General features: G+C 69.2%; 18 protein-coding genes. 9 read left to right on the top strand and 9 right to left on the bottom strand.

The window, feature by feature from the left end; all coding sequences use genetic code 11:
- Positions 1-39: 39 nt before the first annotated feature.
- The 3 genes from ACXJLU_RS25030 to ACXJLU_RS25020 all read left to right on the top strand — a co-directional run bounded on the left by ACXJLU_RS25030 (position 40) and on the right by ACXJLU_RS25020 (position 3,520).
- Positions 40-612 carry a TetR/AcrR family transcriptional regulator gene (locus ACXJLU_RS25030; RefSeq protein ID WP_457335657.1) on the top strand — a complete coding sequence of 191 codons (573 nt, stop codon included), beginning with the start codon at positions 40-42 and terminating at the stop codon, positions 610-612.
- Positions 613-792: 180 nt separating this feature from the next.
- A complete protein-coding gene (locus tag ACXJLU_RS25025) occupies positions 793-1,266 on the top strand; it encodes a (2Fe-2S)-binding protein (RefSeq protein WP_457335655.1) in 474 nt (157 codons plus the stop codon).
- Positions 1,267-1,276: 10 nt separating this feature from the next.
- Positions 1,277-3,520 (top strand): xanthine dehydrogenase family protein molybdopterin-binding subunit, encoded by a 2,244-nt coding sequence (locus ACXJLU_RS25020; protein WP_457335653.1) that lies wholly within the window; start codon positions 1,277-1,279, stop codon positions 3,518-3,520.
- A gap of 56 nt (positions 3,521-3,576) precedes the next feature.
- On the opposite strand, the gene ACXJLU_RS25015 is transcribed toward ACXJLU_RS25020, so the two are convergent.
- Together ACXJLU_RS25015 and ACXJLU_RS25010 are read right to left on the bottom strand one after the other, a co-directional pair.
- Complete coding sequence (locus tag ACXJLU_RS25015; RefSeq protein WP_457335651.1) at positions 3,577-4,935, bottom strand: glycoside hydrolase family 19 protein; 1,359 nt, start codon at positions 4,933-4,935, stop codon at positions 3,577-3,579.
- Between the two features lie 258 nt (positions 4,936-5,193).
- The gene (locus ACXJLU_RS25010) at positions 5,194-5,820 is read right to left on the bottom strand and encodes a LysE family translocator (RefSeq protein ID WP_457335649.1); all 627 of its coding nucleotides are present in this window, start codon (positions 5,818-5,820) and stop codon (positions 5,194-5,196) included.
- 118 nt (positions 5,821-5,938) lie between these two features.
- Here ACXJLU_RS25010 and ACXJLU_RS25005 point away from each other — a divergent pair, with 118 nt between their 5' ends.
- Both ACXJLU_RS25005 and ACXJLU_RS25000 read left to right on the top strand, forming a co-directional pair.
- Positions 5,939-6,184, top strand: coding sequence for a FitA-like ribbon-helix-helix domain-containing protein (locus tag ACXJLU_RS25005; RefSeq protein WP_457335647.1), 246 nt, complete (start codon positions 5,939-5,941; stop codon positions 6,182-6,184).
- The gene (locus ACXJLU_RS25000; RefSeq protein WP_457335645.1) at positions 6,181-6,576 is read left to right on the top strand and encodes a type II toxin-antitoxin system VapC family toxin; all 396 of its coding nucleotides are present in this window, start codon (positions 6,181-6,183) and stop codon (positions 6,574-6,576) included. Before ACXJLU_RS25005 ends, ACXJLU_RS25000 begins: the two co-directional genes overlap by 4 nt.
- 2 nt (positions 6,577-6,578) lie before the next feature.
- Here the strand turns inward: ACXJLU_RS25000 and ACXJLU_RS24995 are convergent, their stop codons facing one another.
- Both ACXJLU_RS24995 and ACXJLU_RS24990 read right to left on the bottom strand, forming a co-directional pair.
- Positions 6,579-7,067: an NUDIX hydrolase gene (locus ACXJLU_RS24995; RefSeq protein ID WP_457335643.1), complete on the bottom strand. Its 489-nt coding sequence runs from the start codon at positions 7,065-7,067 to the stop codon at positions 6,579-6,581.
- Positions 7,064-7,585 (bottom strand): GrpB family protein, encoded by a 522-nt coding sequence (locus ACXJLU_RS24990; protein ID WP_457335641.1) that lies wholly within the window; start codon positions 7,583-7,585, stop codon positions 7,064-7,066. The genes ACXJLU_RS24995 and ACXJLU_RS24990 overlap by 4 nt, the downstream gene beginning before the upstream one ends.
- A gap of 57 nt (positions 7,586-7,642) precedes the next feature.
- Between ACXJLU_RS24990 and ACXJLU_RS24985 the strand changes: the two genes are divergently transcribed.
- The gene (locus tag ACXJLU_RS24985; protein WP_457335639.1) at positions 7,643-8,470 is read left to right on the top strand and encodes a DUF2272 domain-containing protein; all 828 of its coding nucleotides are present in this window, start codon (positions 7,643-7,645) and stop codon (positions 8,468-8,470) included.
- Here the strand turns inward: ACXJLU_RS24985 and ACXJLU_RS24980 are convergent.
- The 3 genes from ACXJLU_RS24980 to ACXJLU_RS24970 are packed head-to-tail and all read right to left on the bottom strand — an operon-like array spanning position 8,408 to position 10,932.
- Positions 8,408-9,100 (bottom strand): DUF6064 family protein, encoded by a 693-nt coding sequence (locus tag ACXJLU_RS24980; RefSeq protein ID WP_457335637.1) that lies wholly within the window; start codon positions 9,098-9,100, stop codon positions 8,408-8,410. The genes ACXJLU_RS24985 and ACXJLU_RS24980 overlap by 63 nt on opposite strands.
- Before the next feature lie 10 nt (positions 9,101-9,110).
- Entirely contained in the window at positions 9,111-10,037 is a 927-nt protein-coding gene (locus ACXJLU_RS24975; protein WP_457335635.1) for an aldo/keto reductase, read from the bottom strand.
- A 37-nt stretch (positions 10,038-10,074) separates the two neighbouring features.
- Positions 10,075-10,932, bottom strand: a complete 858-nt coding sequence (locus ACXJLU_RS24970) for an NAD(P)H-binding protein (RefSeq protein WP_457335633.1) — start codon at positions 10,930-10,932, stop codon at positions 10,075-10,077.
- A 116-nt stretch (positions 10,933-11,048) separates the two neighbouring features.
- On the opposite strand from ACXJLU_RS24970, the gene ACXJLU_RS24965 reads away from it, so the two are divergent.
- A complete protein-coding gene (locus tag ACXJLU_RS24965; RefSeq protein WP_457335631.1) occupies positions 11,049-11,963 on the top strand; it encodes a LysR family transcriptional regulator in 915 nt (304 codons plus the stop codon).
- A gap of 69 nt (positions 11,964-12,032) precedes the next feature.
- The gene (locus ACXJLU_RS24960; RefSeq protein WP_457335629.1) at positions 12,033-12,482 is read left to right on the top strand and encodes a YybH family protein; all 450 of its coding nucleotides are present in this window, start codon (positions 12,033-12,035) and stop codon (positions 12,480-12,482) included.
- A 2-nt stretch (positions 12,483-12,484) separates the two neighbouring features.
- On the opposite strand, the gene ACXJLU_RS24955 is transcribed toward ACXJLU_RS24960, so the two are convergent.
- Together ACXJLU_RS24955 and ACXJLU_RS24950 are read right to left on the bottom strand one after the other, a co-directional pair.
- Positions 12,485-13,105, bottom strand: a complete 621-nt coding sequence (locus tag ACXJLU_RS24955) for a flavin reductase family protein (protein WP_457335627.1) — start codon at positions 13,103-13,105, stop codon at positions 12,485-12,487.
- 57 nt (positions 13,106-13,162) lie between these two features.
- Entirely contained in the window at positions 13,163-13,351 is a 189-nt protein-coding gene (locus tag ACXJLU_RS24950) for a DUF4242 domain-containing protein (protein ID WP_457335625.1), read from the bottom strand.
- A gap of 205 nt (positions 13,352-13,556) precedes the next feature.
- On the opposite strand from ACXJLU_RS24950, the gene ACXJLU_RS24945 reads away from it, so the two are divergent.
- Positions 13,557-14,210, top strand: a 654-nt coding sequence (locus ACXJLU_RS24945) for a winged helix-turn-helix domain-containing protein (RefSeq protein WP_457335623.1), incomplete at its 3' end; no start/stop codon positions are given.

Genomic DNA, 14,210 nt, shown 5'->3' with positions numbered 1-14,210 from the left:
TGCTTTTTGAATGAATATTCGCTCGGCTATGATGCCGGGGTGAAGCTCAAAGACGACGACAAGCTGCGGGCCATCGCGCAGGCGACATTCACGCTGGTCGAGCAGACCGGCCTGAGCGGCCTGACGATGGCAGCGATCGCGCGCGAGGCCGGCATCGCGACCGGCACGCTGTATGTGTACTTCGCGTCGAAGGAAGAATTGATGGTCGCGCTCTACGAGCAGGCCAAGACGGAAACCACCGCCAGCCTGCTGCACGGCGACGACCAAGCCGCGCCGTTGCGCAGCCGCTTCGAGCACCTGTGGCGCAACTGGCTCGATCGGCGGCTCACGCACTACGCGCAGATGGTTTTCATCGAGCAGTACTACAACTCGCCGTGGTTCAGCGAGGCGAGCCGCAGCCTGTCGGCCCGCCTGAGCCAGGGCTGGATGGCGGTGTTCGAGACCGCGAAGTCGCAGCAGGTCGTGAAGGACGTGCCGACGCCGATGCTGATCGGCAGCTTCGCCGGCTCGGTGCGCGAGACGGCCAACCTGCTGCGCGCCGGCACGCTGCCGGACGACGACGCCACCCGCGCGACGGCCTTCGGGCTGTGCTGGGACGGCATCAGGCGGTGACGGTTCCACGCAAGGCTCCACCCTCCTCGTCCATCGGATAACCCTGCACTTTCGCTCGGCTATCGGATTGGACAGACACTCCGCCCCGCTTGACGACCAGCCCGCCCGAGGCTATCGTTTAAACGAATTTCTGTTCGCTAAAGAAGTCCCACCCCACCCACCCCAGGGAGCCAGCCAGCCATGAGCACGCTCAACATCAACGGCCAGAACCGCCAGGTCGACGCCGATCCCTCCACCCCCATCCTCTGGGCGCTGCGCGACACGCTCGGCATGACCGGCACCAAGTTCGGCTGCGGCCAGGCGCTGTGCGGCGCCTGCACCGTGCACCTGAACGGCCAGGCGATCCGCTCCTGCGTGACGCCGATCTCGGCCGCCGCCGGCCAGAAGATCACGACGATCGAAGCCGTGACCGCCGGCAGCGACAAGGTCGGCAAGGCCGTCCACGAAGCCTGGGTCAAGCACGACGTCGCGCAATGCGGCTACTGCCAGAGCGGCCAGATCATGTCGGCCACCGCCTTCCTGAAGAGCGTGCCGCGCGGCAAGGTCCCCACCGAAGCCGAGATCGATTCGGCCATGGCGGGCAACATCTGCCGCTGTGGCACCTATGCGCGCATCCGCGCCGCCATCACCGACGCCGCCAAGGCGTTGGCATAAGGAGCCCGCCATGCACTTCGAACCCACCCTCCTCGAACTGCCGAAGCACCTGCGCGCGATGCTCGACGCGCAAGGCGGCCCGGATGCCGCCGAAGGCCTGCCGCGCCGCAGCTTCCTGAAGCTGACCGCCGTGAGCGGCTTCGCGCTCGGCGCGTTCCCGCTCGGCACGATGGCGCAGGACGCCGCCAAGCCGGCCGCCGGATTGAAGCCCACGCAGCAACCGTCGGCCTTCGTCCACATCGACAAGGACGGCAGCACCACCATCACGATCAACCGACTCGACTTCGGCCAGGGCGTGCAGACCGCGCTGCCGATGATCCTGGCCGAGGAGCTCGATGCCGACTGGTCCAAGGTCAAGAGCGCGCACGGCAGCAACGACCCGGCCTACATCGATCCGGTGTTCGGCATCCACATCACCGGCGGCTCCGGCTCGATCGCGCACTCGTACACGCAGTACCGCGAGCTCGGCGCGCGCACCCGCGCGATGCTGGTGAGCGCCGCCGCGGCGCGCTGGAAGGTCGATGCCGCCACGCTGCGCACGCAGAACGGCGTGGTGATCGGCCCGGGCGGCAAGAAGCTCGGCTATGGCGAACTCGCCGAAGCCGCGATGAAGCTGCCGGTGCCCGAGGCCGTCACGCTGAAGGACCCGAAGACCTTCAAGCTGATCGGCAAGGCTACCGGCCGGCTCGACGCCAAGGCCAAGTCCAGCGGCAAGCAGGGCTACGGCATCGACGTGCGGCTGCCCGGCATGCTGACGGCCGTGGTCGCGCACCCGCCGGTGTTCGCCGCGAAGCTGAAATCGGTGGACGACAGCGCGGCCAAGGCCGTCAAGGGCGTGAAGGCCGTGCTGCGCATCCCGGTGGACCGCGGCGGCGAAGGCGTGGCCGTGGTGGCCGATGGCTACTGGGCTGCCAAGCAAGGGCGCGATGCGCTGAAGCTGGAGTGGGATGCGAGCGGCGTCGAGAAGGTCGACACCGCGGCGCAGCTGGTGCAGTACCGCGAACTGGCCACCAAGCCGGGCGCGCGCAAGTACGACGCCGATGTCTCGAAGTTCGACGCCGCGCCGCACAAGATCACCGCCGAGTACGTGTTCCCGTACCTGGCGCATGCGCCGATGGAGCCGCTGAACTGCACCGTGCGTGCAGCCGACGGCAAGGTCGAACTGTGGATGGGCTCGCAGATGCCGGGCTTCGACGGCCTGGCCGCCTCGAAGGTGCTGGGCGTGCCGCCGCAGAACGTGCAGGTGCACGTGCAGATGGCCGGCGGCGGCTTCGGGCGCCGCGCGATCGCCACCAGCGACTACGTGGTCGAGGCCTGCTCGGTGGTGAAGGCGGCGCAGGCTGCCGGCATCAACGCGCCGATCCGCACGCTGTGGAGCCGCGAGGACGACATCAAGGGCGGCTACTACCGGCCGATGCACCTGCACACCGCGAAGATCGGCTTCGATGCGCAGGGCAAGGTGCTGGCCTGGGACCATGTGATCGTCGGCCAGTCGATCCTCGGCGGCACGCCGTTCGAGCCGATGATGGTGAAGGACGGCATCGACGGCACCGCGGTCGAGGGCATGAAGGAGCCGTATGCGGTGCCGATGCGCCTGACGGTGCACCACCCGAAGCAGAACGTGCCGGTGCTGTGGTGGCGCAGCGTGGGCTCCACCCACACCGCGTTCGCGATGGAGACGCTGGTCGACGAGATTGCCCGCACCACCAAGCAGGATCCGGTGGCCTACCGCATGAAGCTGATGGGCGACGAGCACCCGCGCCACAAGGCGGCGCTGCAGCTGGCGGTCGATCGCTCGGGCTACGGCAAGAAGACGCTCGCGCCGGGCCGCGCCTGGGGCGTGGCGGTGCACGAGTCGTTCAACTCGGTGGTGGCCTACGTGGTCGAGGCGTCGGTGAAGGACGGCACGCCGACGCTGCACCGCGCGACGGCCGGCGTGCACTGCAACCTGGTGATCAACCCGAAGACGCTGGAGGCGCAGGTGCAAGGCGGCGCGCTGATGGGCTTGTCGATGTGCCTGCCGGGGGCGGCGATCACGCTGAAGGACGGCGTGGTCGAGCAGAGCAACTTCGGCGATTTCGTGGTGCCGCGCATCACCGACATGCCGCAGATCGAGGTGCACACCGTGCCGAGCGGCGACGCGCCGACCGGCATGGGTGAACCCGGCCTGCCGCCGCTGGCACCGGCGTTCGCGAACGCGGTGGCCTCGCTGACGGGCAAGCCGATCCGCGAGCTGCCGTTCAAGCTGGCTTGACGAAAAAAAAAGGGCGGTCCGCATTCGGACCGCCCTTTTTCAGTTTCGCTGCGAGATCAGCAGCCCAGGTTCCCACCCGGGTCGACACCGATGATGCCGGTGAAGCTGCGGTAGAAGTTGATCCGCGTCTGCACTGCATCAGGACGGCGGCCACCGCATTCCAACCCACCGTTGATCGCGTTGATCGTGACGCCGAAGCCCCACGAATTCACCATCGCGTTGTGCGGCGTCACGCCGGCCGCGCCGGTGCCGGTCATCCAGTACCAGATGGCCGTCTTCCAGGCGATCGTCGAATCGGTCGCCACCAGGTCCGGGTTGCTCCACAGGTCCACGCCGATGGCCTGGCCGGCCGCCCGGTAGTTGTAGTTCCAGCTCAGCTGGATCGGACCACGGCCGTAGTACTGCTGGCCGGGGGCGCAACCGCTGTTCGAGTCGCAGTACAGCGGCCAGTTCGCCTGGTTGTACTCGCGCGTCGCGCGCAGGCTGTCCGACTCGTGCGCCACGTTGGCGAGGAAGGCCGCGGCCTCCTGGCGCTTGATCGTGTCGCTGCCGGTCTTCGCGAACGCCGGCCAGCCGGTCATCGCGTTCACCAGGCCCGCGTAGGTGTACAGCCCGTTGCGGCTCGGGAACATCTGGTTGAACTGGCCCTCGCTGACGATGAACGAGCCGCCGGTGTTGCCACCGCCGCCGCCACCGCCCGTGCCGCCGCAGGTCGTCGGTTGCCAGTACCAGGTGCTGATCGTCGGGTCGGTGCCGTCGCTGCCGTTGCCGCCCACGTTGACCAGCTTGTAGTAGCTGCCGTTGCCCGGGTAGCGTACGACGTCGCCCTGCCGGTAGTACACGCCCGCCTGCCAGTCGACCGCGGTGCAGCCGGTGTTGCCACCACCACCACCGCCGCCGCCCCCTCCGCCACCGCCCGTGCTGCCGCAGGCGGTCGGTTGCCAGTACCAGGTGCTGATCGTCGGGTCGGTGCCGTCGCTGCCGTTGCCGCCCACGTTCACCAGCTTGTAGCAGCTGCCGTTGTTGGGGTACTTGACCACGTCGCCGAGGCGATAGAACACGCCGGCCTGCCAGGTCACCGCCGTGCCGCCGCTGCCGCCACCGCCGGCGCCGCCGCCGCTGTCGCAGGTGGTCTGCTGCCAGTACCAGGTGCTGATCGTCGGGTCGGTGGCATCGCTGCCGTTGCCGCCGACGTTGACGAGCTTGTAGTAGTTGCCGTTGTTCGGGTAGCGGACCACGTCGCCGAGGCGGTAGTACACGCCGTACTGCCAGGTCTGCGAGGTGCAGGCCGCCGCCGAGACGGCTGCGGCTGCGAGCACGGTGGTGGCCGGTGCCGGCGCGGCGCACAGGCCGGCCAGCGGTATCAACAGGCTTGCAAGGCAAGCCGCCCAACGTCTTGTTGTCTTGTGGAACATGGTTGTCTTTCCGGTGTGTGTTGAGGAGATGCGAACGACTCCTGGGCTCCACGGACTGCGCGATCGTGAAAGCGCTCGCATTTGACCGGGCGAGCAGCCGGATTCGGGTAACAGCGTGCAAGAAGCGGCTTGCAACGTGAGCGTGGACGCCAGCGCCGCGTGTGCGGCGGGCGTCATTCATCGCAGCGCAGTCGCGGTGCGGCGCCGGGTGGCGTGCTGGCGGGGCGCTGTCAGCGCGCCCTCGCTATCGGCCGATCCCTAGACAGGCCGCTTCGCCAGCAGCGCCCACACGCCGGCGGCCGACAACAGCGACCCACCGGCGAGGTTGAAGCGCCGCTGCGCCCGCGGCGACGACAGCGCCTTGCGGGCCGAGGCGGCGAACACCGCATAGAGCGTCGAGTTGAGCGTGGCCATCGCGACGAAGGTGACGGCCAGGATCCACAGCTGCTGCGTGGTGTTCACGCCCGGGCGCAGGAACTGCGGCAGGAAGGCGACGAAGAACACGATGCCTTTCGGGTTCAGCGCGGTCACGAGCCAGGTGTTGGCGAACAGCTTCCAGTACGAACCGGGCGCCGGCGCCGCGGCGGCCGGAGCCGGCGAGATGCCGGCTCGCAGCAGCTTGATGCCGAGGTAGAGCAGGTAGAGGCCGCCCGCGAACTTGACCACCGTGAACCAGAACGCCGAGGCGGCCAGCAGCGCGCCGAGGCCGAGCAGCGACACCAGCAGCGCGGTGGAGTCGCCCAGCGCGACGGCCGCGATCAGCGGAATGTTGGCGCGCCGCCCATGCGCCATCGAGTAGCTGATGACGGTCAGGATGGTCGGGCCGGGGATGATCAGCAGCACCGCGGAGGCGGCGACGAAGGCGAGCCAGTTTTCGATGGGCATCGGTGGGTCTCCTGTGAGTTCGGCGACTGTAGCGGGATGCGATGGTCGAGACCGGACCCGGGTTGACGCATTCAGCGATTAGAAACCATAATGGTTCCACTTTGGTTGGAGCCACTTCATGCCCACGACACTGACCTTGAAGAACATTCCGGACGATGTCTACGAGCGGCTGAAGCTGTCGGCCCAGGCGAATCGCCGAAGCATGAACAGCGAGGCCATCGTGCACCTGGAAGCCGCGCTGCTGCACAGCAAGCCCCCCACCGCTGAGCGCCTGGCCCGTGCCAGGGCGTTGCGAGACACCCTGTCGACGCAGAAGTTTCGGCCGCGCGACATCGATGCGATGAAGCGTGAGGGTCGCTCGTGATCGTGGTCGATTCGAACGTGGTGGCGTACCTGTACCTGCCGGGCGACTACACCGAGGCTGCGGAGTCGCTGCTCGAGCGAGATCACGATTGGGCTGCTCCGCTGCTGTGGCGCAGCGAGTTTCGCAACATCCTGGCCGGCTATCTCCGGCGAAAAACTCTCAGTTTCGAACAAGCATGCGGGCTTCAACGCGAAGCGGAAGACCTGCTGGCAGGCGCTGAGTTCGAGGTCGACTCCCGGGCTGTAATGGAACTGGTTCGCGACAGCGATTGTTCAGCGTACGACTGCGAGTTCATCGCGTTGGCGGTCAGGCTCGACACCCAGTTGGTGACGATGGACAAGAAGCTGCTGAAGGCGTTTCCCTCGCGCGCTGTGCCGCTTGTGTCGGTCTGACCTCAGTCAGCATTCTTGTCGCGCTGCACGACGTGAGTGAACACCAGGTCTTGCGCCGCAAGCGATCGCACCAGGAATGAAGGCCTCACATCCACGTCAGCCAACGCCGAGCGCGGAAACCACGCAAAGATGAGTTCTCGAGCGCCTTCGACACCCCGGTACGGACCGGGGTCGGTGAGCACCCGGCTGCCGGCTTGCGCTTCGGCCGTGAAGTACAGGCCGACCTCATGGTGTTTCAACCCGCCGTAGACGAAGAAGTTCTCGACCAGCAGCACGAGCGGACCGGCTTGGACGACCAGGCCGAGTTCCTCGTGCAGCTCGCGCACCACCGCCGTGGCCGCCTCTTCGCCGGACTCCACCCGCCCGCCGGGCAAGGCCCAGAAGTCGTCGCCTTCCGCGCGGTGCAACAGCACGTCATCGCCGCGCAGCACGATGGCGGCGGCCCTGAGATGGAAGCGATGCGAACCGGCGTCGAAGGAAATCATGCTCATCGCGACGGCCCTGCATTGCGAAACGACGCGATGACCGCGCGGATGAACGGCGCCTTGGCCTGCGTGTACGACAGCCGGTCGTGCGAGAACTCCCCCGCCAGATCGGCCTTGAGCTGCTGGTAGCGGGCGACGAGTGACGGGTCCTGTCGCAAGGCATCCCGGAACGCGAGGTGCTCGATCCAGAATGTCGAGCCCAGCACGACTGCGTGGAGATTCACGCGTGGCGCATCGCCGGCGCGCCGGACGAAGTAGCGGCGCATCGGAAGCTCCTGCTCGTACTTCGGCACGTACTCCAAGCCCAACTCCGTCAGCACCTCGATACGCTCCTCGATCCCTCGCAACGAAATCGCCCCCAGCAGCACGTCGACGATGGGCTTCGCCGACAGACCCGGCACCGCCGTGCTGCCGATGTGCTCGACCACGACCCTTTGCGGCTCGAAGGCCTGCAGCAGCTGCGCTCGCACCGCCGCGAACCCGGACGGCCATTCTTCAGAGTACGGAACCAGCACGACGGCCACTCGCTTCATCAATCCGGCAGGCGGCCACTGTAGCGGCTCGCGGCCCACAATCCTCCGATGAATTCATTCCGCGGCGCGCTCATCCTCCTGGCCACGCTTCTCGCCGCCGGCTGCGTCACGCACGGCCCGGTCGCGCCGACGACCGTGCCGCCGGAGCGCATCGCGCGGATCCTGCAGATCGCCGAGGCCGAGTGGCGGCTGTGGGGCTCGCCGGTCACCGGCACGACGGCCAATGGTGCGCAATGCGCGGTGCTGGCTTCCGGCGACTGCGCCGAGGTCGACGACGGCTGCGGCCGCGAGATGAGCGCGGCGCTGTGCCCGGTCGTCAACGGTTACTGGGCCGCGCTCGGGCCCGGCGGCTCGGGTGGCATCGAGCGCCACACCTGCCCGCTGACCGACCAGTGCGAGGCCCGCTGGCAACCCGAGTGGGGCTCGCCACACTGGACGCCCGCGTGGTCGGCCGCGTTCATCAGCGCGGTGCTGCGGCGCGCGGGTTTCAGCGAATCGGAGTTCCGCTTCGGCAAGTCGCATGCCGACTACGTCGTCGCGGCGCGAGATCGCCTGACCTCCGCCCACGACGTGGTGCCCACGCCCGCGGTCGCGCTGCCCGGCGACCTGATCTGCGCGCTGCGCGAAGGCGCGCGCATCGCCCCTGCCGAGATCGGCCGCATCAGCGCCGGCGAGTCGCCGACGCCGATGCACTGCGACCTCGTCACGCGCGTCGACTTCGCCGGGCGCCGGCTCGAGGCCATCGGCGGCAACGTGCAGCAAGCGGTGTCGCGCACCACGGTCGATCTCGACGAGCAGGGGCGCGTCGCCGCGTCACCCGGCGCCGGACGGGCGTGGAACCTGGTCATGCGCCTGCACGTCGAGCCGCTCGACTGACACGCCCGCATGGCGCGATGACGCCATCGTGGCGAGCAGCGCGGCACTGATCGCACACCACGCGAGCGGCAGCACCCACAGCAGCCGCAGCCCGCGCCGCGCCGCAGCGGTCGTGGGCGCGACGAGCAGCAGCAGCGCCAGCGTCGCCAGCACGGTCGGGTCGGGCGCAAGGCCGAAGAACCCGGCCTGCCGCCACGGGCGCCCGAGCAGGAGCCCGACCCACGGATGGCCGAACACGGCCCACGCCGCGAGCGCCGTGCCCGACGCCACGCGCCAACGCCGCACCGACAAGCCGACGCCGCCCCGCCACGCCAGCACCAGCAACCCGACGGCCTGCAGCCCGAACGCCGCGGCAAAGTACATGGCCGGCCAGAAGATCGGCGCGAAGCGCTCCAGCAGAAAGGCCCAGGCCGTGAACGCCCAGCACAGCGCGACGAAGGCGAAGGCCGCGCGCAGCATCCGCTCGTCGCGCCCGCCTCGGGCCCGCCAGACCAGCCACGCCGAGGCCACGGCCATCACGGCCCACTGCAGCGGCCACCAGGCCTCGTTCAGCGATTCGAAGAGCCGCCCGTAGATGCGCGGCGAGAACATCAGGAAGCTGGACGGCCGGTAGGTCCACCACTCGCTCAACGGTCAGCCCTCACAGCGCCGCCACCGTGCGCGCCATGCGCTCGCGCAGCGCCGCATCGGGCATGCGTCCGCGCGCCGCCGCCATGTTCTCGCGCAGGTGCGCCACCTGGCTGGTGGCCGGAATCGCGCAGGTGACGGCCGGGTGCGAGACGACGAACTTCAGCGCGACCTGCGCCCAGTTCGCGCAGTCGATCTCCGCCGCCCAGGCCGGCAGCCGCTGGCGCACCAGCGCATCCATCAAGGCGCCGCCGCGGAACGGCCGATTCACCAGCACCGCGATGCCGCGCTCCTGCGCGAGCGGCAGCAGGCGCTGCTCGGCCTCGCGGTCGACCAGGTTGTGCGTGAGCTGCACGAAGTCGATCGGCTGCGTGCGCATCACCTGCTCCAGCTCGGCATGGCGCCGGCCCTCGGAGGTGGTGATGCCGACGTAGCGCAGCCGCCCCGCCTTCTTCATGTCGATGAGCCGCGGCAGGTGCTCCTGCCACGACAGCAGGTTGTGCACCTGCATCAGGTCGAAGCGCGGCACGCCCCAGAAGTTGCGCGAGGCCTCCATCTGCGCCGCGCCGCGCTGCACGTCGCCGATCCACACCTTCTCGGCCGAGAACAGCGCCGCCGGCCGGCCGAGTTGCGCCAGCGCGTGGCCGATGGTCGGCTGCGACGAGCCGTACATCGGCGACGAATCGATCAGCCTGCCGCCCTCGGCGAAGAAGGCGCGGACCACCTCGGTGGAGGCATCGCGCGCCGCACGGTCGTTGCCGACGTTGAATGTGATCCAGCTGCCCAGGCCGATGACGGGCAGCATCTCGCCGCTCGACGCGATGCGGCGCTCAAGCGCCGCGGCCGCGCGGGCCGGCGCGGCGCCCATCAGCGCAGCGGCCGCCAGACCAGCCAGCCATTCGCGACGGGTGCAGGGATCGACGAAGGCCTCAAGACTCATGCACCGATTCTGCGACCCGTCCGTCACCGCGGAACGATCACCCCACGAGTTGGTCGACAACGCTCGCGAGCCCGGTCGTCCCGCGCACCTGCACCGCCTCGCCACCCGCAAAACGGATCCAGCCTTCGTTGAAGCCGTCGATCATCCGGATGCGCGGTTCCGGATGGCGCATGCCCTGGCTGCGGAACAGCGCGTCCCAGCTGTCGCGCGGCACCGGCTCCGCACGCACCTGCCGGCCGAGGGCTTGCGCCAGCGCCGCAGCGATGTCGTTCGGGCTGACCGGCGCCGGGCCGTCGAGTTCGACGACGCGTTGCTCGGCACCTGTTTCCGTCAGCAAGCGCGCCGCGGTACGGCCCACGTCCTGTGTGGCCACCATCGGCACCGGCCGGTCCAGCGGCTGCAGGAAGGCCGGGATCACGCCCTGCGTTCGCGCCGCGGCTACATCCCAGCGCAGGTTCTCGATGAACCACGACGGGCGCAGCAGCGTCACGTCGAGCGGCAGCGCCGACCACACCTCCTCCATCAGCGTGTGCTGGCTCAGCAGGTTGGACTGCGCCGCCTGCGCGCCGATCGTCGACAGGCACACCACCCGCGCCGGCCGCGCGGCGCGCAGCGCCTGGTCGAGTGCCGCGGCGGTGGTCCGCGCCTCGGGAAAGCCCGGCGCCGGGTCGAACACCGGCGGCGGCACCACGAACACGCTCGTGGCGCCGTCGAAGGCCCGCGCCAGCGCCGCGGCATCGCCCACCGTGGCGATCGCGACCTCGCAACCGAGCGCCGCCCAGGCGCGCCCCTTGTCGGCATCGCGCACGACGGCGCGCACCCGCTGGCCCCGCGACAGCAGCTCGCGTGCGGCCGCGCCGCCGACCTGGCCCGTAATTCCGGTGATGGCATGCATGAAAATTCCTTTCGTCAACTCGTCAATCAGGAGGCGAATCGTAGGAACCGGCACCTTTTGAGTAAAGACGATGGTCGGCATATCATTGCTGACACCAAATCACGAATCGAAGCACGATGACCCTCGACGGACGCCTGCTCTCCAATGTCGGCATGCTCGCCGCGGTGATCGAAGGCGGCAGCTTCGTGCGCGCGGCCGAGGCGCTCGGCATGACGCCGTCCGGCGTCAGCCGGGCCATCGCGCGGCTCGAGGCGCGCATCGGCGTGCGCCTGCTCGACCGCACGACGCGCTCGCTGAACCTCACCGACGAAGGCCGCCGGCTCTACGCCGACATCAACCCGCTGGTGCTCGGCATCGAGGACGCGGTGACGCACGCGACCAGTTCGTCGGGCACCGTGCAGGGCCGGCTGCGCGTCAACACCGATGCGTTCACGTCGCGCCTGCTGCTGGCGCCGCACCTGCCGCGCTTCCTCGCGCTGCACCCCGACCTCACGCTGGAGTTGATCGCCCGCGAGCAGCTCGGCGACCTGGTCGGCGAAGGCTTCGACATCGCGGTGCGCTTCGGCGAGCCGCCGAGCTCGTCGCTGGTGGCGCGCAAGCTGCTCGAGAGCCGCATCGTCACGGTGGCGTCGCCGGCCTACCTGAAGCAGCATGGCCGCCCGGCCGCGCCGGCCGAGCTGGCGCAGCACGCCTGCATCCAGGTGCGCGACATGGCGACCGGCCAGCCCTTCGCCTGGGAGTTCCTGCGCGGCCGCAAGCACCTGAAGGTGCCGACCAGCGGCCGCCTGATGCTGACCGACCCTGGCACGCTGCTCGCGACTTGCCTGGCCGGCACCGGCATCGCGCAGATCAAGGCAATCGGCATCCAGGAGCAGCTCGACCGCGGGCAGCTCGTCGACCTGTTCCCCGACTGGCCCGACGAGCGCTTTCCGCTGTATGCGCTCTACCCGTCGCGCCAGTGGCCGGCTGCCAAGGTGCGTGCCTTCATCGAATTCGTCGTCGAGGTGCTGAAGGCGACACCGCCGGGATGACCCCGTTGTCGATTTCGCACCGCGTCGTTCGTCGTCTGCAGACCCACCTCTTCATGCCAGGAGACATCGATGACCTTTTCCAACGCCGACCGTGACACCGACACCCCCGCCGCGATCCAGCGGCTTCTGCATGGCTACGTGGAATCCGTCCTCGCCAAGGACGTCGAGGCCTTCCTGGCGCTCTACGATGCCGACGTGCGGGTGTTCGACATGTGGAACCGCTGGTCCCATGACGGGCAGCAGGCTTGGCGCGAGATGGTGCAGGGCTGGTTCGGCTCGCTGCGCGACGAGCGCGTCGCCGTGGCCTTCAGCGAGGTGCGAACCCGGGTGTCGCAGGACCTCGCCGTGCTGCACGCCTTCGTTTCGTTCGCCGCGATCGATGCCGGCGGCGCCACCTTGCGCTCGATGACCAACCGCATCACGATGGCCCTGGCCCGGCGTGGCGACGACTGGAAGATCGTCCACCAGCACACCTCGGCACCGATCGACGGCGAGACGAAGGCGATCTTCCAGCGCTGAGATCAGAGCTCGTCGATCGCGTTGGCGCGCGCATCGCCGATCGCGAAGCGCTCGTTGGTCGTCACGTAGAAGCTCGCGCCGAAGCGGCCGACCGGGTGGTAGTCCTGCAGCCGCACGCGCCAGCGCTCGGTGTCGACCAGGCCGTCGCGCACCGTCAGCCACAGGATGCGGCCGAGGAAAACGTAGCGGCTGTCGGTCTCGAGCGTCTCGTGCAGCACGCACTCGAAGGCCACCGGCGCCTGCGCGATGCGCGGCGGCGCGACGCAGCGCGACGGCAGCGCCGTGAGCCCGGCATGGTCCAGCTCGCTCTCGTGCGGCGGCAGCGCACTGCCGCAGGCGTGCATCTGCGCGCTCATCGCCTCGTCGGTCAGGTGCACGACGAACTCGCGGCTGCGCAGGATGTTGGCCGCGGTGTCCTTCAAGCGGCCGTCGTGCAGGCGGTTGACGCTGATGAACACCAGCGGCGGGTCTTCGCCGAGCATGTTGAACATGCTGAACGGCGCGGCGTTGACGACGCCGTCGGCGCCGAGCGTGGTGACCAGCGCGATCGGCCGCGGCACGATCAGGCTGGCCATCAGCTTGTAGCGCTCGTAGGCGCCGAGTTCGCGGAAGTCGATGTCCATCGGGGCGGCGACGCAAGATCGGTGCCGCGCCCGCGCGCCTTTTTCATTCCGGCGCGTTCACTCCGCCGTGGCCGGCTCGATCACCGAGCGCACCTGCGAGACGCGGTTGGCCGGAAACCCGCCCAGCTCCGCATGCCGGCGCACCGCGGCCGCGTCGGGCGCCTGGTAGATGCAGTAGAGGCGGTCGTCGGTCACGTAGCTGTGCACCCACTGGATGCTGGGGCCATGCTGTTGAGCACGCCGCATGATTTCTGGGATATGGCCTTCAGGTCCTGCGGTGTAAGCTGGCCGGCACCGGGGATGTCTCTCTCGATCACGAACTTGGGCATGTCGCACTCCTGTGGGGTTGAGGTGCCCGATGCTCCTGCGCGGGGCCCGGCCCGGTCATCAAGCGCATCTGAATTCCGCATGAATTCCAGCCGGCGCGCCGCCACCCGAGGAGCGAACCGCCATGCCCACTCCGCACGTCGTGTACCGATTCGGCGACTTCGAGTTGCAGCCCGACCAGCGCTTGCTGCTGCGCCACGGCCAGCCGCTGACGCTCACCGCGCGCGCGTTCGGCGTGCTGGTCGCGCTGGTCGAGCGCGCCGGGCAGTTGGTCTCGAAAGACGAGCTGATGCAGCTGGTGTGGGCCGGCCTCGTCGTGGAGGAGAACAACATCGCGGTGCACGTCGCGCAGCTGCGCAAGCTGCTGGGCGCGCCGGCGATCTCGACCATCGCCGGCTGCGGCTACCGCTTCGCGCTCGAGGTCTCGCGCGACAACGCGCAGCCCGCCGTCGGTGAGGCGGCCGACTCCGCATCCGACGAACTCCCCGGCAACCTGCCGACCCGCACGCCGGCGCTGATCGGCCGCGAGGCCGAGCTGGCCGAGCTCGGCGCGCTGCTCGACGCCCACCCGCTGGTGACGGTCTGCGGCGGCCCGGGCGTCGGCAAGACCCACCTCGCGATGGCCGCCGCCGCCCTGCGCCGCGCCCGCCACCCCGACGGCAGCTGGTGGATCGACCTCTCCCCGCTGACCGACGGCGCGCAGATCGCGTCGACGATCGCCGGCGCGATGGGCCTGAAGCCGGTGGCCGGCGAAGACACGCTCGCAGCACTCGTGCGC

The sequence above is a fragment of the Rhizobacter sp. P5_C2 genome (assembly GCF_054049715.1).
Note: the sequence above shows the minus strand (reverse complement) of the source record. Positions and strands in the feature narration are given on the sequence as shown.